The following is a 23528-nucleotide window of genomic DNA, read 5'->3' on the forward strand; positions in this document are numbered from 1 at the left end:
GGGGGCCGCGCGGCCCGCGCCGGGCGCCGGTCGCGCGGCCATCAGGGCGACTCCAAGGGAGGTACGGCGCGGTGCCGTCGCGTGCGTATCAGGCCGGCCGCGCCTCCCTCAGAGCGACTCCAGGTAAGCGACCAGGGCGCGCCGATCGCCGGCCGACAGGTGGGCGGTGTGGCCCATGGCGCCGTCCACCCCCTCGACCAGCGCGAGCAGCGTCGGGTAGCGGCCGTCGTGGTAGTACGGCGCGGACCGGCCGACGAAGCGCAGCGAGGGCGTCTCGAAGGAGCGCTCCGTCTCGAAGCGCGTCGCGCTCCGCACGTCGTGCCGCGCGCCGTCGGTGGTCAGCTCGTCGCCGACATGGCAGCTCGAGCAGCCCGCCTCGCGGGCGTGGAAGAGCTCCTCGCCGCGCGCGGCGAGCGCCGCGCGGGCGCCGGCCGCCGCGGCTGCCGGCTCTGCGGCTGCCGCTTCTGCGGCGCCGGCCGGCGCCGCCGCGAGCGCGGCGCGCTCCTCGGCCGTGAGGACCGCCGCCTCGGCGGGCGGATCCATGCCGCGGAGGTACGCGAAGATGGCGTCGCGCTCCTTCGCGCTCAGGCCGGTGCCCGCGAGCCGGGACATGGTGCGGGCGAAGTGGCTCTCCAGGTCCTTCTTGCCGCCCTCCCAGCCGTACGGCGCGGTGCCGTCGAGCCGCCCCATGAGCATCGGCGTCTGGCGCGGGCCCTCCGGCGTCGACCAGGTGAGCGCGTCGTCGCGGCCGTCGGGGTGGCAGCTGGCGCAGGCGCGCCCGTCGAACGCGACGCGACGGCCGCCGGCCGCGTGGAAGAGCCGCTGGCCCGCCGCGCGCCGCTCGTCGAGGCGCGACGCGCGGGGCAGGGCGATGACCGGCAGCTCGCCCGCGAGCTCCTTGCCGGCGGCGCCGATCGCGGCCGGCCCCGGGTCGCGCGCGGCGGGAAGGATCGTCAGCGCGCCGTCGAACCGGGAGAAGACCACGGCGCGCCGGCGCGCGCCGTCGACCGCGATGGCGGTGGGCCCGGCGCCCACGCGGGCGCGGAAGAGCTCGCGATCCCGCACCGATCCGGGCCGCTGCGGCTCGCCGGGGATCTGGGCGCGGGCGTCGTAGGCGATCACCTCGTCGTGGCCGAGGCACGCGACGAGCAGGACCTCGTCCCCGGGCTCGATCGCCGCCGCCCGCGGGAGCCGGCAGCCGCGGAGCCCGAGGTGGGCCGAGACCGGCGGGACCTCCGCGCGTTCGCCCATCGCGTCGACGACCGCGATGTGCTCGATCACGGTGTGGACGAGCGCGCTGCCGTAACCACCGGCGCCCGTCGCGGGCCCCGGATCGACGTGCGCGATGGGCGCGAAGACCGCGCCGCTCGCCGCGCGCGCCAGCGCGAAGCCCTGGGAGCCGCGGCGATCCACGTTCACCGTCGGGCGGCGCATCTGGAACGGCGCCCCGTCTTCCAGATCGAAGGGCGCTTTCCGCGACGGCCCGCTCGAGCTGCGCGGGAAAGGCTTGGCGAGCTTCGACGTCGATCTCGGGGCGCGCCGCTCCACCCCGTCGGTCGACAGCTCCCGCGCGCCGGCCGGCGCGCCGCCTTCGCCGAGCGTCACGACGCTGATGCGGCCGCCGACCGCGTGGGAGACGAACGCGCGCCGGCCGTCGCTCGACGCGACGACCGCGCTGGGATCGCGGGCGAGCGGCAGCTCACCGGTGCGCCGGAGGTCGGCGGTCGCGAGGCTGGTGAGCGCGTGGCCCCAGCGGCTCGCGACGAGCAGCGTGGCGCGGTCCGGCGTCATCGCGAGGCCCACCGGCTCGCTCGCGACGGGCACCAGGCACCTTCGCTCGAGCGGGGCAGCAGGGCCCAGCGGCTCCAGCACCTCGAGCAGGGCGCGGTCGCGCAGCGAGGCCACGACGCGGCCGTCGCCCAGCACGATCACCTGGGCGGGCCGGCCCGCGAGCGGCGTGCGCGCGAGCGCGGCGCGGGCGTCGATGTCGACGGTGTGGAGGGCGGTGTCGTCCTCGTCGGCGACGAAGGCGAGGGTGCGCCCGCCGAGCTCCGCGAGGGCGACGCCGGAGCCGGCGTGCGTCGCGTCGAGGGGCGCAGGCGCGGGGCCCGCCGCGCGCCGGGCGCAGGAGGGCGGCGGCGGCGCCTCCGCCGCGGCAGGGGGGCTGGGCGGCGGCGCCGGGGCCGGGTCGCGCGGGGAGGGGGTGCAGGCGAGGGCGAGGAGGGCGAGGGCGGTCGGAGCGGCGGCTCTCATGCCTGGACCATCGGCCCAGCGGGCGAGAGTGTGACAGGAGCGTCGCCGCGGGATGGTCGCTCGCCTGGCCTGGCCTGACCGGGCTGGAGCGCCGGAGGAGCAGCCTGCCCGCTCTCGCGAAAGGTGTACACTCGGATGCATGCCCCTCGGCGACGACATCCCCGCTGCGAGGATGCGCGTTCCATAGAGCAGATGAGCGCGTGGACATCGTGGATCCGGGGACTCGGGTGGCCAACTGGGATGCTGCCTGGGACGCTTGACAGCGCGGGTCCGGCGTCGGATACGCTATTTATCCACGATGCGTGGGAGCGGCGCGACGGGGCTGGGTTGGCGCTCAAGGCGCTCCACGCGCCAGGCCCGCATCGACACAGAACGGTTCCCCGATCGGAGAAGCAAGCATGTCAGATGCTCTAGGCGAGCTCGTCAAGCCCGTCATCGTCGGCCGTTCCAGCTCGCACTTCACGCGTGTCACGCGGATCTTCGCCGCCGAGATGGGGGTCGACCATTCGCTCGAGGTCGTGCGGGACCTCATGTCGTCCAACGCGGCGGACTACGGGGGCAACCCCGCGCTCAAGATGCCGGCTCTCCGGACATCCCGCGGCGTGTGGTTCGGCGCGCTCACTATCTGCCGCGAGCTGTCGCGGCGGTCGAAGCGCGTGGTACGCACGGTATGGCCGGAGGACCTCGATCAACCCCTCCTCGCGAACGCCCAGGAGCTCGTCGTTCATGCGATGGCGACGGAGGTCGGGCTGATCATGGCCGGTGCCGCCGGGGCCGGCGACGGGAGCGCGCTCCAGGCCAAGCAGCGAAAGAGCCTTATGAACACCATGTCATGGCTGGAGGACAACGCGGGTCACGCGCTCGCCGCGCTCCCGTCGGACCGGGATCTGAGCTACCTGGAGGTCGCGCTGTTCTGCCTCGTCACGCATCTGGAGTTCCGGCGCGTCCTGCCGACCGAGCCCTATCCGGCGCTGAACGGCTTCTGTCGAGAGTTCGCGGCGCGGGCGTCCGCCGGCGAGACCACCTACCGGTTCGACCCCTGAGCGCAGCCCGCCATGGCGCCGCCACCCGACCGACGCGCATACCTCATGCGGGAAGCCCGTGATTTCGGCCTTCTCCTCCCTGGCATGCGATCTGCCGGGGACGCCACGCATGGGAGACGCCGACATCACCTTGCGCCACCTCGCCCGGAGGCGGCCCGGGGACCTGGCGCGCGCCTTCGTCCCCGAGGGCCATTGCACCGAGGTCCTCGGCTGGATCGACAGCCAGGTCACGACCATCGAGCGCCGCGTCGACAAGGCCCTGCGCCTGCGGGTCGACGGCGAGCCGCGGGTGCTGCACATCGAGTTCTGCTTCGCGCTCCGTGACGATGTACCGGATCGCGTCTTCGAATACCTCGGCTTCCTCTTCACCGCGCTCCGCCTCGAAGCCCCCGGCGAGCCGGTGCCGCCGATCGAGAGCGTCGTCGTGGTCCTCTCGGGCAGAAGGCGGCGCCTGCCTGCGACGGGTGAGCGCTCTACCGCCTGGCCGGGGCGGCGGTTCAGCGGCGTGCACTTCAGGATCGATGCCGTCTACCAGCACACGATCGGCGAGCTCCGGGCGCGCGGCAGCGTGCTCTGGCTGGTGTTCGCCCCGCTGACGCGGAACGCGACCGCGGCGGCGCTGCGGGAGGTCGTCGCGGAGATCCACGCGGGGGCGGCGACGCCCGCGGAGCGGGCCGAGCTGTACACGGCGCTGCTGGTGATGGCGGCCATCGATCCCTGGGGCCATAATCTGATGAAGGAGCTCGTCGACATGGTGGAGGACAAGGAAGAGGGGCTGCTCCGGCGCACCCCGATCATCGGGGAGCTGATCATCGAGGCCGAGCGGCGAGGGGAGCAGCGAGGCGAGCAACGGGGCGAGCAACGGGGCGAGCAACGAGGCGAGCGAAGGGGTGAGCAGCGCGGGGAGGAGAAGGCGATCGCGGAGCTGCTCGGTCGCCTCTTCGCGCGGCGGATCGGCCGACGGCCGACGGCGGAGGAAGAGCGCTCGATCCTCGAGCGAGCCCGCGCGATCGGTCCGGGCGAGGTCGAGGATGCCTTGCTCGATCTAGAGAGCGAGGCGCTGGTTCGCTGGCTCGCGGAGCCGGTGCGGAGCTCGTGAGTGCCCGCAGGAGCATGGAACGCTTGGCGCGCGATCGCCGTTCTGTCGTCGTGACGTGCAGCAGCCGAATCTCTTCTCTTGCGGCGCCGGGTCCAGGAGGGGCGCTTGATCCGGCTCGTGCCCACAGGCTCCCGCTGCCGAGCCCGCCCCTCCTCGTCGTCTACCTCGGCGGCTCCGGCGCGTGGCGCGCCAGGTGCTGGAGCGGCTGGCGCGGCACCTCCAGAAGGAGCTCACCTCCGACGGATGAGCGCCTGGCCGGGAAGGGCCGCGCTCACAGCGACTGGTGCCCGAGGCGCACATGCATCGACGGGTGGCGGGCGGCGAGGGCGCGGAGGAAGGCGAGGCTCTCGGCGCTCCCGGCGGGGTCGGACGAGAAATTCCCGGGCTCGACGTCGTTCCGCCAGCCCCAGGCCGTGTGGCACACATCGCCGGTGAAGAGCACCGGGCCCTCGGGTGTCCGCGCGACGTAGGCGACCGAGCCCGGCGTGTGCCCCGGCGCCGAGAGCGCGAAGAGCGAGGCGTCGCCGAGCACGTCGATCACGCCCTCGCCGCCGAAGGCCCACTCCTCGAGGGGCGCGCGGCCCTCGCGGAGCTGGTCCACGGTGGACTGGGTGAGCGCATGGAACGGGCTCTCGAACGTGGACTCGCCGGGTCCGACGAAGATCGGGACGTCGCGCGCGACGTCGGGCAGGCCGAGCACGTGGTCGATGTGCAGGTGCGTGAGGAGCACGCCGGCCAGCGCCCGCTCGCCGCGAAAGGCGCCGAGGCTGGCCTCCACCCGCAACGCGCCGAAGTTGAGCGCCTGTCCGACGGGGCCGGTGCGGAGGGGATGGTCGCTCGCCGCGAGTTCCCGTTCGCGGCGGCCTTCTCGCGGCGCGCGCCGGCGATCGAGCTGCACGTCGTGTTCACGGTGGGCCCGCTCGACCTGACGAGGCGGGAGGCGGATCTGGCGCTGCGGCTGGGCGTCCCCGCCGGCGAGGACAGCGTCGCCTCCGTCGACATCGAGCTGCGCGCCTTCGCGTCGGAGCAGTACGCCGCGGGTGCGCGCGGTGCTCGAGCCGCTCGCGGAGAGCCTGCGCGCGTGGCGCCCGCCGAAGGCGAGGGGCGCTCGGCGCTGACGGCGTCGCGCGCCCGCGGGCTGGGCTATCTTCGACGGCCATGACCGCCGCCGCACACGCCCTGCCCAGAGGCCCTTCTTTGCGGATCGTCTGCGTGAACGACGTGTACTTGCTCGACAACCTGCCGCGCCTCGCGACCCTCGTGCGGCGCCACGCCGCCGCGCCCGCGGATCGCTTCCTGGCGGTGATGGCCGGCGACTTCCTCGCGCCGAGCCTGCTGTCGAGCCTCGATCACGGCAGGGGCATGGTCGACTGCATGAACGCGCTGCCGATCACGCACACCATCTTCGGCAACCACGAGGCCGACGTCGAGCTCCCGGAGCTCAGGGCGCGGGTGCAGGAGTTCCGGGGCACATGGCTCAACACCAACATGCCCTCGTTCGCCCCGGCGCTGCCGACACACGAGATCCTCGACGTCTCGAGCCCCGGCGGGCGCGCTGTCCGGATCGGCCTCCTCGGCCTGCTCGTGCACGTGAAGGGTCTGTACCGGCGGGATGCGTTCGGGGGGATCGACATCGAGCCGGCGAACGAGGCGGCCCTCCGCTGGACCCGCCGGCTCCTCCGCGACGAGGGGTGCGCCTGCGTGATCCCGATCACGCACCAGAGCCGCGATCAGGACCTCGCGCTCGCGCGGGCGCAGCGCGATCCGCGCTTTCCCGTGATCCTGGGCGGCCACGAGCACGAGGTGACCCTCGACGACGTGGGCGGCTGCTGGGTCGTGAAGGCCGGCACGGACGCGGAGAGCGCCGCCATCATCGATCTCGTGTGGCCGGCCATGGCGCCGCCTGCCGGGGTGCCCGACCTGCCTGCGGTCACTGTCCGGATCGAGGAGGTCGGCGCCTATCCCGAGGATCCGGCGATGCGCGCGCGCGTCGACCGCCACATGCAGATCGTGCGGGACCTCGACGCGGCCACCCTCCTCCGGCTCCCGCCGGGGAGCGAGCTCTCGTCCGTCGGGACGCGGGTCCAGCAGACGTCGCTCGGCGCGCTGCTCTGCTCGCGGATCCGCGACGCCTTCGGGGCGGACGGGTGCCTCTTCAACGGCGGTGGCATCCGCGGCGGTCGCGCGTACCGGGAGCGTTTCACGTACGGGGATCTCAAGGCCGAGGTGCCCTTCAGCAACGAGGTGGTCGCGACCCTCCTGCCTGGCCGCGTCGTCCGCGAGGCCGTCGCCGCGTCGCGGTCGCGCGCCCCCGCCCAGCACGGCGGTTACCTCCAGATCGACGACCGGATGGCGACGGACGCTCGAGGCGTCCTGAGCGCGATCGACGGCCTCCCGCTGGTCGATGGCCGCGAGTACCGGATCGCCCTCCCGCGCGGGCTCCTCGGCGGCATGGATGACATCGCGCCGCTGGTCCGCTTCGCCCAGGAGCACCCGGAGAAGGTGCCGCCGGCGGACAGCGGGCGCGATCCGAAGCTCGTCCTCGTGGAGTCGTTCGCCGCGGACCTCGTCCGCCAGCTCGGGCCCTTCGAGGAGATCGACGCCGACGGGGACGGCCGCGTCTCGGCCGAGGAGCTGAGGGCCGCCGCGTCGAGGGTGAGCTCCGAGACGCCGTCCGAGGTGGTCGTCGGCGAGATGATGAAGGCGCTCGACCGCGACGGCGACAAGCGCGTGACGCGCGGCGAGGTCGACGCGCTGTCCTCCCCGCCGGACGCGGGGGAGCGCGGTCGATCCGACTCCTGAGGGCCTCTTGGTGATGTGCCAAGGCCGTAGCGGCGATGCGCCCCTCCTCCCATGGCGGTTGCGACGGCCAGCGTCGCAGCCGGCGCGCTGCTGAGAGCCCCGTGGTGTAAGATGGGGGACCCCATGGCATCCATGCTGGCGAGCGCTGGGCGGGCCACGGCGGCGCGCATCGCGCCGTCGCGGGTGGCGACCCTGGACGTCATCTGCGCCGGCGAGGCCCTCTGGGATCTCGCGCCTCCGGGCGGGGCCTCGCTGCGGTTCCGTCCGGGCGGCGGCGCGGTGAACGCCGCGGTCGCGCTCGCGCGGAGCGGGCTGCGCGTCGGGCTCGCGGCGGCGCTCGGCGACGACGCGCCGGGCCGGGCGCTCCTGGCGAGGGTCGCGGCGCTCGGCGTCGACGTCGCGGGTGTGGCGCTGATCCCGGCCCGCCAGGGGCTCATCGTGCTGGAGGACACCGGCGGGGCGCGGCACATGGTCGCCCACCGCGCCGAGGACGATCTGCCCCTCTCGGTGCCCGAGGGGTGGGCGGCGCCGGTGCTGCTGCTCTCGGGGATCTCTCCGGCGCTCGCGCCGATCGCCGCGCTCTGCCGGGCCGCGCGGGCCGCGCGCCGCACAGGCACCGTCGTCGTCGTCGACCTCAACGCGCGATGGCGCCTCTGGGCCGGGCGCGATCCGCGCGTGCTCCACGCCCTGCTCCGCGAGGCCGACGTGGTGCGGTGCAGCGCGGCGGACCTCGCCGGGCTCGGGCTCGACGACGCCCAGGTGCGCGTCGCCATGCGGCCGAGCGCGACCCTGGTGCTCACCCAGGGCGCAGGCGCAGCCCGCGCCGCCGGCCCCTTCGGCGAGATCGCGCTCGCCCCGCCCGTCGTGGCCGAGACCCGCGCGGCCGGCGCGGGCGACGCCTTCACCGCCGCGATCTGCGCCGAGCTCGCCCGCGCCGGCGACCACGGCCCGGAGCGCCCCGACCTCTGGACCCGCGCGATCCAGCGCGGTCACGCCGCGGCGAGCGCGAAGGTCGGCCGGCGTTGACGTTGAGGCCGGGCTGCCCCGGCGGAGAGCGCGGTCACGGGCCCTTCGGCCCGCGCACCAGCGCCCCCGTCGCTGGCCCGCCGTCCCACGCGAGGTTAAAGTAGACGTTCGTCCCGTCCACGGCGATGCCCCACGGGTAGCTCAGGTTGCGCGCGTGCGTCGCGAGATCGCTCCCGTCGAGCCGCGCGCTCTGCACCTGGCCGTCGGCCTCCCGCGCGGTCGTCCAGAAGACGCGCGCGTCGTCGAACGCGAGCTGCGCTGGGATCTGCGGCAGATCCGGGACGACCCTGCGAAGCGGGCTCCCGGGCGAGAACGTGGCGATCCCGCGCCCCTCGATGAGCCACAGCGCGCCGCCGCGCGCCACGAGCGCGCGCGGGGCGACCAGCGCCTCGTGCAGCCTCTCCGGCGCGCTCGGCGGCGCCGCGTCGCGCGCCACCCGGTAGATCGCGCCGCCGGCCGCGCCGGTGCCCTGCGCGGTCACGTACACGTGGCCGGCGTCGAGCGCCACCCCGCTGGCGACGCCCGGGATGGTCGCGAGCATCACCTTCGCCGCGCCGGGCTCGGCGCCGAGCGGCAGCGAGAACAGCCCGCCGTCCTCGAACGCCGGCGGCGTCCCCGCCTCGACCCAGTAGAGCGCGCCCTGGTCGACCGCGAGCGCCGTGACGCCGCGGGCGTCGGGCGCGAGCTCGGCCACCTCGCCGCCGGCCTTCGGGACGGCCGCGAGGCCGCGCGCGTGCGCGAAGTACACAGCGGCCTCGTCGAGCGCGAGCGGGCCCGGGAGCTCCTGCTCCGGCGCGAGCACCGCCGGCGTCCCGCCGCGCGGATCGAGCCGCATGACGCTCCCGTCCGGCGCGTCGCCGGAGCCCTGGTTCGTCCAGTAGAGCCCGGTCGCGTCCATCCTGAGGAACGTGGGCAGCCGGAGCTCGCCGGCGAGCACGGCGGCGTCGCAGGTGCCGTTCCAGCAAGCGTCGGCGCAGGTCACGCCGCAGGCGCCGCAATGGCGCGGATCCTCCGCGACGAGGGCCTCGCAGCCGTTGCCGCCGTCGCCGTCGCAGTCGGCCCGCCCGGCGTCGCACGCGAGGGTGCAGGCGCCCGCCGAGCAGAGCGCTGTCGCGCCGTCGCCGCCCGCGCAGCGCGCGCCGCACGCGCCGCAGCTCTCGACGCTCGTCAGCAGGGCGGCCTCGCAGCCGTTGTCGCTGTCGCCGTCGCAATCGGCGAAGCCTTCCGGGCAGAGGTCCTCGCGCGGCGCCGTGCGTCCGGAGGGCGCGGCGCTCGGCGGTGAAGAGCAGGCGGCGAGCAGGAGCGCGCCGAGACCGAAGCGTGCGTGGCAATGGTTCGAAGGCATCGGCGTCTCCTCAGAGGTTCGGGTGGACGACAGGCAGGAACGCCACGCACATCTCGTCGAGCGTCGACTCGCCGAGGACGATGTCCTGCGGCGCGGGCAGGCGCTCCTCGATGAGCTGCGCCGCGAGCGCCGGGTTCTCCGTGGTGTTGTCGTACGTGCAGCGCAGCTCGATCGTGTCGCCCGACCGCAGCGTGGGCAGCTCGTCGATCGGCGCGTCGTAGCTGTAGAGCCGCTGCCAGTTGTAGTCCCACGCGGGCGTCTGGACGAGGCACGCGCGGTCGGCCTCGTCGCCCCGCGGATCGGCGCGGAGCTGGTCGACCTTGAGGTCGACGCCGGCCCGGTGCATGTGGCCGCTGGCGCCGTAGATCGAGATCTCGGGGATCGGGAAGTCGATGGTGTACCGCATCCGCTCGACGTGCCCCCGGGCGCCGGCCGGGATCCGGAACTCGACGCTCCCGCGGTCGCCCGGCCCGGGCAGGAGCCCGGTGCCGTCCCGGAGCGGCGCCTCGGCGTTGCCGAGCATCAGGTGCGAGAGCGCGCGGCGCGGCTTCTCGTCCATGAGGCGGAGCGCGACCCGGGTCGCGTCGGGCGAGGGCGCCTCGCCGGGCTTCGGGTGGTAGTGGACCTGCATCACGAGCAGCGCGTTCGCTGGCACCGAGATGCCGATGTCCGGCGGCAGCTCGAACGCCTGCGTGCCGGGCGCCCAGGCGCCGAGCAGCGATGTCTCGGAGAGGCGCGCGTCGCCGAAGCACTCGTAGCTGCCGCTCTCGCCGCCGAGCGCCTCGCTCTCGCGGTTCACGTCGATGAAGAGCAGCGCGTGGTGCACCACGGCGCGGTTGCCCGGCAGCACGTCGTAGCCCTGGACCCACGCCTGCTCCGTGAGCCCCGGATCGAGGACGAAGCAGCGGAAGCTGTCGGAGCGCTCCGCCGCGGCGAAGGGGGCCCTGGGCGAGAGCTCGAGGTCGGTTCGCGACAGGCCCGCCGCGACGGGGGTGGTGGGGGCCGGGGCGTCCGCGGGATCCCCCTTAGGCGCGCCGGCGTCGCTCCAGGCGCGGAGCAGGGCGATCTCGTCGAGGGAGAGGTGCAGGTCCCCCCGGAACGGGCGAGGGGGCGCGCACTCGTCGGTCGGCAGGGCGCCCCACGGCGGCATCCGCCGCGCCGCGGTCTCGTCGGCGATGACCGGCGCGAGCGCCTTCGCGCTCTCGTACGAGGCCAGGCTCACCGGCGCGGTGCCGCCCTGCGCGTGGCAGCCGAGGCAGCTCTTCTGGAGCAGCGGCTCGATGTCCCTGTGGAAGGTCGGGGTGCTCGCGCCCGGCGCCGCCTCGGGGGAACAGCCGAGGAGGAGCGCCGTGGCGGAGGGCAAAACGAAGTGGATGAGAAGACGCATGCGGGGCGCCCAAGCAGCGGGCGTGCCCGAGAGGATTGGCCGCAATCGGCGGGCGGCGCGCGAGGGCGCGTGTCCGCGTCCGGACAGGTGTCCGCGGCGGAGGCGGACAGGTGTCGTGCGGCCGAGGTCCGGCGCCGGTTTCTTGCGGGGGACGAGCGAGGGATTCCGTCCTTCATCCGTCTACGTGGACGCCGCGCCGCTCCTCGGGGAGATGACATGACGTGCTGGAACTTCAACGAGGAGCGCCGACATGATCACCCTCTATCAGGCCCCTGCCGCGTGGGGCGTCCCGAACATCAGCCCGTTCTGCCTCAAGCTCGAGACCTGGCTGCGCATGGCCGGCCTCCCCTACGAGGTGCGCTCCGCCGACCCGCGCCGCGCGCCGAAGGGCAAGATCCCGTATGCCGACATCGACGGCTGTACCATGGGCGACTCGCAGCTCATCATCGAGCACCTGGAGCGCGCCCACGGCGACAAGCTCGACGCCCACCTCACCGCGGAGGCGCGCGCTCGAGGCCATGTGATCCGGCGCATGCTCGAAGAGGCGTTCTACTGGATGGTGGTGTTCGTCCGCTGGAGCGAGCCCGAGGGGTGGGCTGCCTATCGCCCCATCTTCCTTCCGCTCATGCCGCGGGTCGTCGGCGGCGTGATCGTCGAGCTCCTGCGCAAAAGGATGACCGGCATGCTCCGCGCGCAGGGCACGGGGCGCCACAGCCGCGAGGAGATCTATGCCCAGGGCAAGGCGGATCTCGGCGCCATCGCCACCCTGCTCGGCGACCAGCCCTTCATGCTCGGGACCGAGCCGAGCTCGGTGGACGCGACCGTGTACGCCCTCCTCGCCAGCGTGCTCCGCTTCCCCGTCGATTCCCCGCTGAAGCGCCACGCCGAGGCCCAGCCCAACCTCGTTGCCTACTGTGAGCGCATGCGGCAACGCTACTATGCCGACTGGAGCCCTCCCGCCTGACCTCCGAGGAATCCGCTCATTTGCAGCCCTTTTCAGCGGGGAAATTCAACAAAAAAGGTGGGGAAACAGGGAGCATTTGAAGAGCTCCTCCCCGTCTCCCCGCCTCCCTGTGAATTCTCCCCGCTTCTGCGCCTGGTTCGTATCAGGCGCCTTTGCGCGCGAGCCGATAAACCGCCGCCACGAGCTCGCCCGGCTGGACCGGCTTGGCGAGGTGGAGCTGGAACCCGGCGTCGCGGGCCTGAACGACGTCCTCGCGCCGGGCGAAGGCGGTGAGCGCCAGCGCCGGCACGGAGCCACCGAGGTCCGGAGCGCGGGATCGGAGCTCGCGAAGGAGGGCGTAGCCGTCCTGCTCCGGCATGGCGATGTCGCTGACGAGCACGTCGGGCCGAGCGCGACTCATCATCTCCAGCGCTGCCGAGGCCGAGCCGGTCTCGTCCGCCTGGGCGCCTGCCTCGCGCAGCACCATGGTGACGAGCTCCCGCGCGTCCGGCTCGTCGTCGACGACGAGCACGCGCAGCCCGTCGAGCCGGGGGATCGTCCCGGCCGAGGGATGCTCGATCTCGGACGAGACCTCGGAGCTCTCGCCCTGCGCCAGGGCCACGGCCCGCACCGGCAAGCGCACGCAGAAGGACGCCCCTTTCCCCTCGCCGTCGCTCCGCGCGCGGACGGCGCCGCCATGGAGCTCGACGAGGTATTTGACGATCGCCAGCCCGAGACCGAGTCCGCCGTGCTGCCGTGTGGTGGCCGCCTCCGCCTGGCGGAACCGCTCGAACACGTGCGGGAGAAAGGCGGCCGAAATGCCTTTCCCGGTATCCGTCACCGTCACCTCGACGCCGCCCGGATGGAGCGCCGTCTGGAGTCCGACCTGCCCGCCGCCCGGCGTGAACTTCACGGCGTTGACCAGCAGATTCGTGACCACCTGCTGGAGGCGATCGGGATCACAGACGATCTCCCCGACACCGGGATCGAGCCTGACCTCGAGGCCGATGGCCTTCGCGTCAGCGGCCGGCCGGATGGCGTCGACCGCGGCGCGGACGAGCTCGTTCACGCTCGCGTTCCTGGGGTAGAGGCGGATCTTCCCGGTCACGATGCGCGAGCTCTCGAGGATCTCCTCGATGAGCCTGGCCTGCGCCTCGGCGTTGCGTTCGATGACCTCCATCGCCTTGGGCGCGAGCTCCGGCCGCGAGCGCTGCATGCGCGCCCACCCGAGGATCGCGGTGAGGGGCGTGCGGAGCTCGTGCGAGACGATCGCGAGGAACTCGTCCTTCAGCCGGCTGGTCTCCTCGGCCTGCGCCAGGACCTCGGCCCGCTGCTGCTCGAGGCGCTTCTGATCGTCGACGTCGGTGCAGGTGCCGAACCAGCGGAGGATGCGCCCTGCCTCGTCACGCATCGGCAGCGCGCGGCCCAGGAACCAGCGGTATGCGCCGTCGGCGCGCCGGAAGCGGTACTCGATCTGGTAGTCTTCCCCCGTCTCGACGGAGCGAACCCACCGCTCCCAGGCGCGTTGCTGATCGTCCGGGTGCAGCTGGTCGTTCCAGCCGGCGCCGCGCGTGGCGTCGGGCGTCTCGCCGGTGTAGTCGTACCAGCGGCGGTTGTAGAAATCGTGATAACCGTCGGGCCGCGTCGACCAGACGAGCTGCGGCATCATGTCGAGGATGCGGCGAAGGCTGCGCTCGACCTCCGGGATGTCGTGGGTCTCCGAGGTCAGCGCCGGGGCGGCCGGCACCGGGGCGGCGCGCTCCTCGACGAACAGGATCCCGACGAACGCCACGGCGCCTGAAGCGTCGCGGATCGGGAAGTAGTGCCCGGTGAACGGCGCGCCGCTGATCGAGCCGAGCGGCACGGCGCGCGAGACGCCATCGAGCGCCGCGCAAAGCGCCGAGGCGTGCCCGCCCCGCAGCGCGGACGCGATCTCGCCGCGCTCGTCGGCGCGCGGGCCGAACCTCGCTCGATACGCCGGGTTCTCGTGGGTCGCGACGCCAGCCGGGCTCAGCACGAGGACGGGGAGGGGGAGCCCCCCGATGACGTCGTCGAGCCACAGCTGCTCTTGCTGCTGCTTCATCCGCGACGACACCCTATAGCGCACCGGCGCGATCGGCGCCGTCGGCGCGTCGCGACCTCGCGGCGGACGAGCGGCTTCGCGAGCAGGCGAGCGTGCCGGGGCGATCCGAGTGCAACCGCCTCGCAAGTTCAGCCAGCCCTGGCCTGTCCGTCGTACCTGGGCATCACGCCCGTGTCCTTGAGCCGCATCCGCGCGCGGCGCGCGCAGCGCCGGCGCGCGTGACGTGGACGCGACGCGCCGGCGTCAGCCATCGCCGGCCGCCTGCGCGTCTCCCTCGATCTCGCGCTTCAGGGCGCGGTCCAGCACGAACGTCCCGAAGGGGACGAGCGACGCGACGAGCGCCGCGAGCGAGCGGCGATGCGGCCAGTCGCGCTCGCTGGCCGCGCGAATCAGCGCGCCGACGAACAGGAGGAAGAGGAGCCCGTGGGCGCTGCCGACGATCCGTACGGCGATCGGCAGTTCAAAGAGGTACTTGAGCGGCATCGCGACGCCGAGGAGGACCAGGAAGGACAGCCCTTCCAGGAAGCCGACGAGGCGCAGGGTGCGGAGCGTGTTCATCGTCCGGCACCAGACCAGGTGGGGCGAAAGACCATCATCGGCAGCACCACGAAGAGAGGGGTAAAGGTCATTACGAACGCGCCCGCCGTGGACGAGGGCGAGCTGCGAAGCCAGCGACGGGCTGATCGCCGCTCCGTCATGGAGAGTTGCCGCAGCGCGGTCAAGAGGTATCCCGCGATCCACGTGACGACCAGCCCCGGGGAGGCCGCGGCGCGGATGGCGCGCTTCAGCTCGCTCTGCCGCTCCTCTCGGCGGCGATCTTCCGCATCTGCCGATCGTAGGGATCGAGGACGCTCAATATGCGCTGCGTCAGCTCGGGTCCCGCAGCTTCGGGCACCCCGGCGTTGAAGGGCGGGGCGGGGTCGTATTCCAGCATGAGCTGCGTGAGCTTCGCGGCATCGTCTCCGCGCAGCAGCGCCAGCAGCGTCAGCCCGAAATCGATGCCTGCGGTCACCCCGCCGCCCGAGATCCGGTTGCGATCGACCACCACGCGCGCCCGGACGCACTCCACGCCGAACGCCTCGAGGATGTGGCGCGCGGACCAGTGTGTCGTGGCCTTGTATCCTTGCATCAAACCTGCTGCGGCCAGGATGAGCGACCCCGTGCACACGGAGGTCACGTACCTGGAGCGGGCGCCCCGATCCCTCAGGAACCGGAGGATCTCCTGATCCACCATGGCGTCGGGGGTGCCCATGCCGCCTGGCACGAACAGGATGTCCAGGTCGTCCGGACAGTCGCTGAAGGTCGCCGTCGGCTGGATAGGAATCCCCGAGTCAGTCATGACCAGGTCGCGCGTCTTCCAGAGCAGATAGGTCGTCGCATGAGCGGTCAGCACGCTTTGAGGGCCAATCAGATCAAGCGCCGTGAGGCCCGGGTAGAGCACCATGCCGACCTGGAGCGGCGGCTGAGGATCTGGCAGCTTGATATCATAGGCGTCCGTCATCTTTGGTCCCTGAACCCTTTCGTCTCTTCATCTGCGGATGATCGCCTCGATGGCGGAGCTTCGTCTCGACGCAGCCCCGCGCCTGGCTCTCACGAGCGCGGCTGAAGGCGCTTCGTTGACCCGACTGTGAGCCACGCCGGCGGGGGCCGAAAGGACATCGTCCCCTGCTTTCAGGACACGCTGGCGCAGGGCGGCGCATCGCGCGCCCGGCGCCCGCTCACGCTCGACCGAAGCGCCTCCGGTAGTCCTCCGGCGTGACCTGCAGGGTGCGCTGGAACGCGCGCCGCATCCGCTCGTCCGTGCCGAAGCCGCAGTCGCGCGCGAGCTCCTTCATCGACGCTCGGCCCCCCTCCAGGCAGGAGCGCGCCTGCTCCAGGCGGGCCGCCTCGACGAATTTTGCCGGGGTCATCCGCATGGCCCGGGTGAACGTCCGCGCGAAGTTGCGCGGGCTCATCCCGGCCTTCTCCGCCAGCGCCTCGACGCGCAGGTCGGCGTCGAGGTGCCGGAGGATCCAGTCGATCACGCCCTGCAGCGGGCCCGTGGCGACCGTCTGCGCGAGGAGCGGGCGGCTGAACTGGGACTGTCCACCCGGGCGCTTGAGGAACACCACGAGCCCCCGCGCCACCATGAGCGCCATGTCGTATCCGAGATCCTCTTCCACCATCGAGAGCGCGAGGTCGATGCCCGCTGTCATGCCCGCCGACGTGTAGATTTTCCCGGACCGCACGAAGATCGCGTCGGAGTCGACCTCGACGCCGGGAAACTCGCGCGCGAGCGCGGCCGCGGAATGCCAGTGGGTGGCCGCCCGGCGCCCCGTGAGCAGCCCCGCGGCGGCGAGGAGGAAGGCGCCGGTGCAGACGGCGCCCATGCGCCGCACCTCGGGCGTCGTCGCGCGGAGCCAGGCGAGCAGCCGGGCGTCCCGCGTCGCTTCACGGGTCTCGCCCCCGGCGACAAGCACCGTATCGATGCCGGGGGCCAGATCCGCGAGCGCCTTGTGGGCGGCGATATGCACCCCCGACAGCGTCCGGATCACGCCGCCGTCCACGGCGGCGATCTCGACCGCATAGGCGGGGGGAGCGCCGGGCACCTTCGCTCTCGCGATGTCCGAGGCCAGCGCGAATACGTCGGTTGGCCCCACCACGTCGATGGCGCTCGCGCCGTCGTAGGCCACGGCCACGACCCTGCGCGTCGGTCCATGGCGGTGCGCGCGCGGCGTGGCAGAAGGAGCGGATCTCGATGCAGGGGGCCGCTTCACGCGACGACGGTAGCTGGCTGGCCGATGGCCGTGAAGATAAAGTACCTGCATTTCCTGCCAAAGAGACCGACATGATACGGATGACGAACGTCACCAAGGTCTACCGGCGCGGCCTGTTCGAGACCCATGCGCTCGCCGGGTTCACGCTGCACGTCGCGCGCGGCGAGTTCCTCGCCGTGATGGGCCCCTCCGGCTCCGGAAAGACGACGTTCCTCAACGTCGCAGGGCTCCTCGATCCCTTCGACGGGGGCGAGTACCTCCTCGACGGCGAGCCGATGCAGGGGCTCTCCGATGCCCGTGCGAGCGCGGTCAGGAACCGGAAGATCGGCTTCGTGTTCCAGAGCTTCCAGCTCATCGCCGACCTCGACGTGCTCGATAACGTGGACGTGCCGCTGCGGGTCCGGGGCCTGGGCGCGCGTGTGCGGCGCGAGCGTGCCCTGCGCGCGCTCGAGGACGTCGGCCTGAGCGCGCGGCTCCACCACCGGCCCAGCGAGCTCTCGGGCGGCCAGCAGCAGCGCGTCGCGATCGCGCGCGCGCTGGTCGGCGAGCCCTCGCTCCTCCTGGCCGACGAGCCCACCGGCAACCTGGACTCCCGCTCGGCGCGGCAGATCCTCGATCTGCTCGAGCGCATCCACGCCGGCGGCACGACGATCGTCATGACCACGCACGACCCCGAGCTCGCGGCGCGGGCGCGCCGCAAGGTGCACGTGCTCGACGGCAAGCTCATCGATCCGTGGGCGCCCTCGGACCCCGGCGCGCGCGCGGAGGCGCCGGCGATGGCCGCGAGCCGCGAATGATGTTCGGCCACACGCTCTGGCTGGTCCGGAGGAGCCTCGGGCGGCAGCCGGGCCATACCGCGATCGTGCTGCTGGCGTTCACGCTTGGCCTCGCCGTGTGGACGGCGGCGCGCGCGGTCCTCCTCGAGCGCACGTTCGATCCGCTGGCGTCCGCGCGAGGGGTCTACCTCGTCTCCGTCCCGCACGAGGGCGGCGCGCCTGTGGCGCCGGGCGCGATCCATCCCCCGAGCCTTCGCGACCGCGTCCTCCTCGGAAGCCCCCACCCCCCGCGCAAGAGCGACCTCTTCGCGGCCATGGCTGCCGGCAGCGCCGACGGCGGTCCGCTCGTTCCGGTCGTGGTGGCATTTTGTACCCACGATCTGTTCGGGATGTTCGGGATCCCGGTCCGGAGCGGGGCGCTCTGGTCGCTGGCGGAGGGCGCCGGGGAGGATCGCCCGGTCGTGCTCACCGAGACGGCCGAGCGCACGCTGTTCGGCGGGGCGAGCGGCCTCGGGCGCACGCTGCGCCTGTTCGGAGAGCCTTTCCGTGTCGCCGGCGTCGTCGCCATCCCGGCCCCTCCCGGCACGCGCGCTTCGCTTCATCCCATCGTTTTCGCGCCGAGCGCCGTGGGGATCGCGCTCGGCGTCCGGCCGCCGCTGATCCACGAGCGCGAGGACCCGAGCGGGGGCTTCGACGCGCTCGCGGCCTCCGACAACGGCTGGCTGGAGCTCCTGGTCGAGCTCCCCGACGAGGCGCGCCGGGCCGCGTTCCAGGCCGATCTCGACGCCCACGTGACCCGCGAGCGCGCACGCGGCAGGCGCGCCCTCGGGGCCGAGCTCGTGCCGCGCGAGCGGGTGCACGCGCTCCGCGTGGACGACCCGGGCACGACGCTCTTCGCCCTGCTCGCCGACGTGCTCCTCGGGGCCTGCACCCTCAACGCCGCGCGGCTCCTCGAGGGGAAATTCCGCGCGAAGCGCGCCGAGATCGCCATTTACCGCGCCTTCGGCGCGAGCTCCCGCGCTGTCTTCCTCGAGCTCCTGCTCGAGGCGATGCTCGTCGCCGCCGGCAGCGCCGCGCTTGCCCTCGGCGTCGCCGTGGCCGTGCTTGCCCTCGTCAACCGCGTCATCCACCTCCGGCCGATCGACTACCACCTGGACGCGCGGACCTCGGCTGCGACGGTCGCTGCCGCGCTCGTCCTGGGCCTCCTCGCCGGCGGGTACCCGGCGTGGCGCGCGGCGAGGCAACCCCCTGCCGAAGGGCTCCGGCGCTCGTGATCGGCCCCATCGTCAGGGCGCTCGCCCGCCAGAAGATCCCCGCGCTCCTGATGGTGCTCGAGACCGCCTTCGGCTTCGCTGTCGCCGTGCACGCCTCGGGGCTCGCCCTCCACTACGCCCGCGCGGCCGCCGCGCCGCGCGGCATCGACACGCGGTCGCTGCTCCTCGCCATGACGGAGCGCGACGGCCCGAGCTTCGCGTCCCGCGGCGAGCGCGAGGCCGCGGTCCGCCGCGACACCGAGGCCCTCGCGCGCGTCGCCGGCGTCCGCGGCGCCGCGGAGGCGAGCTCGGCGCCGTTCAACATCACCCACCGGGAGATCGTCGAGACGACCTCCCCGGGCGGTCCGAGCGCGCTCGCGTGGATGCTGGACGACCGCGGCGGCGTCGCGGCCGTCCTCGGCCTGGCCCCGCTCGAAGGGCGCCTGATCGCCCCCGAGGACACCGCGGACGCGGAGGCGACGCCCGCCGTCGTCACGCAGGCGCTCGCGGCGCGCCTCTTCCCGGACGGCCGCGCCATCGGGCAGATCGTGCGCCGGAGCGCCCGGCAGAAGCCGCTCGCCATCGTCGGCGTCGTGCCGCCGTTCCGCGCCGCCCTGGGGCCCGACGCCGGCAGCGTGCTCTTCGCGGCCGAGGGGCCTCCGCTCGGCCGCACGCTCTCCTACCTGATCCGGGTCGAATCAGACGGCGGCGACGGCGGCGACGGCGGCGACGACGGCGACGGCGATGACCGCGCCGGCGCCCGGTTGCGCGAGGCGCTCGAGCTCGCCGATCCGCGCCGCGTCGTGCTCGTGCGCGCGCTCGACGAGGGCGCCGAGCTCGACACCCACACGAACCGCGGCGCCGGCGCCCTCGCCCTCACGCTGATCGGGATGATGCTCGTCGTCGTCTTCCTCGGGCGCATCGGGATGGCGTCGCTGCTCGTGTCGGAGCGCCGTCAGGCGCTCGGCATCCGCCGCGCCCTGGGCGCGACCCGCGCCGACGTGGCGCGCCTCATCCTCGTGGAGAACGCGCTGCTCACGACCGCTGGCCTCGCCGCGGGCGCCGCCGCCCTCGCCGGGCTCCGGGCCGCGGCGCGCGCGGCCGCCCCCGAGCTCGACCTGCCGCTGGATCCACGCACGGTCGCCCTGGTCGCCGTGGCCGTGTGGCTCGCCGGCATGGCGGCGGCGCTCCTGCCCGCGCTCCGCGCGAGCGCCGTCTCCCCCGCCGAGGCGTCGCGATCATGAGGCCGATCCGCGCGCCGCTCCCGGTACGCCACGCCGCGGTGGTGCTCCTGAGCTCCGCCGCCGCCTGCGCCGGGAGCCTGGCCGCGGCGCAGGCGCAGGTGCCCTTGCCCGGGTGCGCCCTCGCGGGGCTCGGGCTCGCGCTGGTCGCCGGCGCGCTCGGCTCCCGCCTCCTCCTCGGGCGTACGCTCGGCGCGCTCCGCGCGGTGACCGACGGCCTCGCGAGCTTCGCCGAGTCGGACTACACGCAGCGCGTCCGGCACGACCGCCGGGACGAGCTCGGGGATCTCGTCGAGCGCCACAACCGCCTCGGGGACGCCCTGCGTGCGCAGCGCGACGACCTCTACCAGAAGGAGCTCCTGCTCGAGACGGCGCTCGACGCCACCCCCGTCGCGATGGTGCTCCACGACGAGGCGGGCCGGATCGTGTACGGCAACGGCGCCGCGCGCGCCCTCTTCGCCGCGGGCGAGCGCGTCGGCCAGAGGACGCTCTCCGCGCTGCTCGCCGGGGAGCCCGAGGAGCTCCGCGCCGCGATGGTCGCCGGGCGGGACGCGCTCGTGTCCGTCGAGCGCCGGGGCGAGATCGAGACGCTGTACGTCGCCCGCCGCGCGTTCCGCCTGAACACCCAGGCGCACGTCCTCGTCTCGGTCCGGTCGCTCACGCGCGAGATCTCGCGCCGGGAGGCGGAGCTCCACAGGAACGCGATCCGGTTGATCAGCCACGAGCTCAACAACTCGCTCGCGCCGATCTCCTCGCTCCTCCACTCGGGCCGCCTCCTGCTCGATCGCCCGGAGCAGCGGGAGCGCCTCGGCGTCGTCTTCGACACCCTCGAGGAGCGGAGCGCGCACCTCGCCCGCTTCCTCGCCGCGTACGCCGAGCTCGCGCGCCTCCCGCCGCCCGCCCCCGAGCGGGTCCCGTGGCGCCCCTTCCTCGAGCGGCTGCGCGGGCTCGCGCCCTTCACGCTGGGCGACGCGCCGGACGAGCCCGGCTTCTTTGATCCAGCGCAGATCCAGCAGCTCCTCCTGAACCTGCTCAAGAACGCCGTCGAGGCCGGGAGCCCGCCCGACCGGGTCGAGGTCTCGGTGCGGCGCCTCTCGACGGGCGAGCTCGCGCTCACGGTGGCCGACCGCGGCCACGGGCTCCCGGACGACGCCCCGGGCAAGGCGCTCCTGCCCTTCTACTCGACGAAGCAGCAGGGCCGCGGGCTCGGCCTCGCGCTCTGCCGCGAGATCGCGACCGCGCACGGCGGCGCGCTCGCGCTGCGGCGCCGCGAGGGGGGCGGGGCCGAGGCGGAGTGCCGCCTGCCGCCGGCGCCGGACGAGCGCGCTACTTGAGCTTCCGCTCGATCTGGATCCCGAGCCGGTCCATGCGCCGGTAGAGCCCCTGCCGGCTCAGGCCGAGCGACGCCGCGGCCTTGGCGACGACGCCCCGCGCCTCGACGAGCGCGCGCTCGATCTCGAGGCGCTCGGAGGAGGTCGCGGAGAGCGCGGCGTGCGCAGCGGCCGCGGCGCCGGTCGCGATGGGCGCCGGCGGCACGCGCGCGACCATGTCGAGCCCCAGGTCGTGCGGCTCGATCGTCTCGCCCTTGCGCACCAGCGCCGCGCGCGTGAGCCGGTTCTCCAGCTCGCGGACGTTGCCCGGCCAGTCGTGCTCGGCGAGCGCGTGGCGCGCGCGCGGGCCGAGCGTCACCCGCTCGCCGCCCGCCGCGCGCGCGGCGAGGCGATCGAGCAGGTGGCTCGCGATCGGCGCGATGTCCTCGGGGCGATCGCGCAGCGCAGGGATCGCCAATTCTATGACGTTGAGCCTGAAGTACAGGTCTTCGCGGAAGGATCCCTCGGCGATCGCCCGCGGGAGATCGCGGTTGGTCGCGCTCAGCACGCGCACGTCGGCCTTGCGGGTGACGCTGCTCCCGAGGCGCTGGTACTCGCCGGTCTGGAGGACGCGCAGCAGCTTCTTCTGGCCGTTCAGCGACAGCGTGCCGATCTCGTCGAGGAAGAGGGTGCCGCCGTCGGCCTCCTCGAAGCGGCCGGCGCGGAGGCGGGTCGCGCCGGTGAACGCGCCTGGCTCGGCGCCGAACAGCTCCGCCTCGACGAGCTCGTCGGGGAGGGCCCCGGCGTTCACCTTGACGAACGGCCGGCCCCTCCGCCGCGAGTTGGCCTGGACGATGGTGGCGAGGAGCTCTTTCCCGGTCCCGTTCGGCCCGGTGATGAGGACGGGCACGTCCGCGGGCGCGACCTTCACGGCGAGGCTCACGACCTCGTGCATCGCGTCGCTCGCGTACACGAGCCCGGCCAGGTCGTGGCGCTCGGCGAGCCGGTGCCGCGCGCGCCCGCGCTGGGCCAGGAGGCGCGCGTTCTCCTGCTCGAGCGCCCGCAGCCGCGCGAGGTTGCCCACGGTGGCGACGAGCTTCTGGTCGTCCCACGGCTTGGGCACGTAGTCGCTCGCCCCGGCCTTGATCAGCTCGACCGCGCCCGCGATCGACGTGAACGCGGTCATGGCCACGACGGGCAGCTCGGGGTCGACGGCCTTGATCCGGCGGAGCAGCGCCAACCCCTCTTCGCCCGAGGTGGCGCTCTGCCGGAAGTTCATGTCCTGGACCACGGCGCCGAGCTCGTCGCCGAGCACCGCCGCCATCGCCTCGTCGGGCGTGGCGGCGACGCGGACCTCGTGCCCGTGCAGCTCGAGCAGCGTCGTCAGCGCGACGCAGACGGCGGGCTGATCGTCGATGACGAGGATCTTCGGCACCCGGCGAGACTAGCGTGTTCGCCCCCGGGGGCCCGTCACATCCCGTAAGGGTACTTGGCCAGGTCGACCACGCCGCTCGCGCGGACCTGCTGCAGGGCCTTCCCGTACTGGAGGAGCATGCCCAGCGCGTAGCGGAGCCGCTCGCGGATGCGCTCGTCGTCGGGGGACTGCGGCGCCTCCGGGTCGTTGAGGAGGCCGCGGACGTTGCGCACGATCACGTGGTCCGGGATGTAGCAGAGGTACGTGTTCTTGTAGCTGCTCATGCGCAGCTCCGCGATCGGGTAGGCGCCGCCCATGCTCGCGGAGACCCCGACGATGAGCGCGGGCTTGTGCGCGAGCTCGCCCCGGGAGCAGAGGAGGAAGAAGTTCTTCAGTCCGGCGGGGACCATGCCGCCCCACTCCGGCGCGATGATCACGAAGGCGTCGGACGCCTTGAGCTCGGCGGAGATGGGGGCCCAGACGCGCTCCCATTTCTCGGACGGCTGCCACACCTCCGGGTCCCAGAGCGGAAGCGGGTTGTCGGCGAGATCGAGCGTGTACGTGGAGGACACGTCCGCCGACGACGCCAGCTGTTGCTGCACGTGGCGGGCGATCTTCCCCGATTCGGAGCCGTTGCGGTGACTGCCTGAGATGACAGCGAGCTTCATAGGGTCTTGCGTGCGGCCGGCGACGGATCGCGCGGCGCTCCTCGGTGATCGGTGGATTGCGGCGCGATGCTACCCCGCGCTCGCGCGGCGGGTCGAGGAATCGGAGATCTCCGGAGCATCCACCGGCGC

Annotated in this window: 20 protein-coding genes; 10 read left to right on the forward strand and 10 right to left on the reverse strand. The window is 73.6% G+C overall.

Annotated elements, in window-relative coordinates; all coding sequences use genetic code 11:
- Nucleotides 1–108 precede the first annotated feature (108 nt).
- On the reverse strand, nt 109–2253 hold the full coding sequence (locus WMF27_RS44560; RefSeq protein ID WP_437762792.1) for a cytochrome C peroxidase: 2145 nt from the start codon (nt 2251–2253) through the stop codon (nt 109–111).
- Between the two features lie 398 nt (nt 2254–2651).
- Here WMF27_RS44560 and WMF27_RS44565 point away from each other — a divergent pair, with 398 nt between their 5' ends.
- Together WMF27_RS44565 and WMF27_RS44570 are read left to right on the forward strand one after the other, a co-directional pair.
- Nucleotides 2652–3296: a glutathione S-transferase N-terminal domain-containing protein gene (locus WMF27_RS44565; protein WP_437762791.1), complete on the forward strand. Its 645-nt coding sequence runs from the start codon at nt 2652–2654 to the stop codon at nt 3294–3296.
- A gap of 109 nt (nt 3297–3405) precedes the next feature.
- Nucleotides 3406–4395 carry a hypothetical protein gene (locus tag WMF27_RS44570; protein WP_437762790.1) on the forward strand — a complete coding sequence of 330 codons (990 nt, stop codon included), beginning with the start codon at nt 3406–3408 and terminating at the stop codon, nt 4393–4395.
- 271 nt (nt 4396–4666) lie between these two features.
- Here the strand turns inward: WMF27_RS44570 and WMF27_RS44575 are convergent, their stop codons facing one another.
- Nucleotides 4667–5173, reverse strand: coding sequence for an MBL fold metallo-hydrolase (locus tag WMF27_RS44575; protein ID WP_437762789.1), 507 nt, complete (start codon nt 5171–5173; stop codon nt 4667–4669).
- Between the two features lie 51 nt (nt 5174–5224).
- Here WMF27_RS44575 and WMF27_RS44580 point away from each other — a divergent pair, with 51 nt between their 5' ends.
- The 3 genes from WMF27_RS44580 (at nt 5225) to WMF27_RS44590 (ending at nt 8223) form a co-directional block, all read left to right on the forward strand.
- On the forward strand, nt 5225–5557 hold the full coding sequence (locus WMF27_RS44580) for a hypothetical protein (RefSeq protein WP_437762788.1): 333 nt from the start codon (nt 5225–5227) through the stop codon (nt 5555–5557).
- The gene (locus WMF27_RS44585) at nt 5554–7197 is read left to right on the forward strand and encodes a 5'-nucleotidase C-terminal domain-containing protein (protein WP_437762787.1); all 1644 of its coding nucleotides are present in this window, start codon (nt 5554–5556) and stop codon (nt 7195–7197) included. The genes WMF27_RS44580 and WMF27_RS44585 overlap by 4 nt, the downstream gene beginning before the upstream one ends.
- Before the next feature lie 123 nt (nt 7198–7320).
- Complete coding sequence (locus WMF27_RS44590) at nt 7321–8223, forward strand: PfkB family carbohydrate kinase (protein ID WP_437762786.1); 903 nt, start codon at nt 7321–7323, stop codon at nt 8221–8223.
- 34 nt (nt 8224–8257) lie between these two features.
- Here WMF27_RS44590 and WMF27_RS44595 read toward each other — a convergent pair whose 3' ends face one another.
- On the reverse strand, nt 8258–9568 hold the full coding sequence (locus tag WMF27_RS44595) for a hypothetical protein (protein WP_437762785.1): 1311 nt from the start codon (nt 9566–9568) through the stop codon (nt 8258–8260).
- Between the two features lie 10 nt (nt 9569–9578).
- The gene (locus tag WMF27_RS44600) at nt 9579–10955 is read right to left on the reverse strand and encodes a hypothetical protein (protein ID WP_437762784.1); all 1377 of its coding nucleotides are present in this window, start codon (nt 10953–10955) and stop codon (nt 9579–9581) included.
- Between the two features lie 250 nt (nt 10956–11205).
- On the opposite strand from WMF27_RS44600, the gene WMF27_RS44605 reads away from it, so the two are divergent.
- A complete protein-coding gene (locus WMF27_RS44605) occupies nt 11206–11919 on the forward strand; it encodes a glutathione S-transferase family protein (RefSeq protein WP_437762783.1) in 714 nt (237 codons plus the stop codon).
- 142 nt (nt 11920–12061) lie between these two features.
- Here the strand turns inward: WMF27_RS44605 and WMF27_RS44610 are convergent, their stop codons facing one another.
- From WMF27_RS44610 to WMF27_RS44625, 4 genes are all read right to left on the reverse strand, one after another.
- Nucleotides 12062–13981, reverse strand: coding sequence for a hybrid sensor histidine kinase/response regulator (locus WMF27_RS44610; protein ID WP_437762782.1), 1920 nt, complete (start codon nt 13979–13981; stop codon nt 12062–12064).
- 243 nt (nt 13982–14224) lie between these two features.
- A complete protein-coding gene (locus WMF27_RS44615; RefSeq protein WP_437762781.1) occupies nt 14225–14539 on the reverse strand; it encodes a DUF3817 domain-containing protein in 315 nt (104 codons plus the stop codon).
- Nucleotides 14540–14765: 226 nt separating this feature from the next.
- Complete coding sequence (locus tag WMF27_RS44620; RefSeq protein WP_437762780.1) at nt 14766–15482, reverse strand: DJ-1/PfpI family protein; 717 nt, start codon at nt 15480–15482, stop codon at nt 14766–14768.
- Between the two features lie 217 nt (nt 15483–15699).
- Nucleotides 15700–16659 carry a GlxA family transcriptional regulator gene (locus tag WMF27_RS44625; protein ID WP_437762779.1) on the reverse strand — a complete coding sequence of 320 codons (960 nt, stop codon included), beginning with the start codon at nt 16657–16659 and terminating at the stop codon, nt 15700–15702.
- A gap of 149 nt (nt 16660–16808) precedes the next feature.
- Between WMF27_RS44625 and WMF27_RS44630 the strand changes: the two genes are divergently transcribed.
- Genes WMF27_RS44630 through WMF27_RS44645 form a run of 4 tightly spaced genes read left to right on the forward strand, consistent with a single transcriptional unit; the run spans nt 16809 to nt 21341 of the window.
- Nucleotides 16809–17534 carry an ABC transporter ATP-binding protein gene (locus WMF27_RS44630; protein WP_437762778.1) on the forward strand — a complete coding sequence of 242 codons (726 nt, stop codon included), beginning with the start codon at nt 16809–16811 and terminating at the stop codon, nt 17532–17534.
- Nucleotides 17531–18787 (forward strand): FtsX-like permease family protein, encoded by a 1257-nt coding sequence (locus WMF27_RS44635; RefSeq protein WP_437762777.1) that lies wholly within the window; start codon nt 17531–17533, stop codon nt 18785–18787. The genes WMF27_RS44630 and WMF27_RS44635 overlap by 4 nt, the downstream gene beginning before the upstream one ends.
- On the forward strand, nt 18784–20010 hold the full coding sequence (locus WMF27_RS44640; RefSeq protein WP_437762776.1) for an FtsX-like permease family protein: 1227 nt from the start codon (nt 18784–18786) through the stop codon (nt 20008–20010). Before WMF27_RS44635 ends, WMF27_RS44640 begins: the two co-directional genes overlap by 4 nt.
- A complete protein-coding gene (locus tag WMF27_RS44645; RefSeq protein ID WP_437762775.1) occupies nt 20007–21341 on the forward strand; it encodes a sensor histidine kinase in 1335 nt (444 codons plus the stop codon). Before WMF27_RS44640 ends, WMF27_RS44645 begins: the two co-directional genes overlap by 4 nt.
- Here WMF27_RS44645 and WMF27_RS44650 read toward each other — a convergent pair.
- Nucleotides 21334–22752, reverse strand: coding sequence for a sigma-54-dependent transcriptional regulator (locus WMF27_RS44650; protein ID WP_437762774.1), 1419 nt, complete (start codon nt 22750–22752; stop codon nt 21334–21336). The two genes, WMF27_RS44645 and WMF27_RS44650, sit on opposite strands and share 8 nt — an antisense overlap.
- Nucleotides 22753–22787: 35 nt before the next feature.
- Nucleotides 22788–23399, reverse strand: coding sequence for an NADPH-dependent FMN reductase (locus WMF27_RS44655; RefSeq protein ID WP_437762773.1), 612 nt, complete (start codon nt 23397–23399; stop codon nt 22788–22790).
- Nucleotides 23400–23528: the final 129 nt, after the last annotated feature.

Source organism: Sorangium sp. So ce281, from assembly GCF_051527395.1.
Lineage (GTDB): Bacteria > Myxococcota_A > Polyangia > Polyangiales > Polyangiaceae > Sorangium > Sorangium cellulosum_B.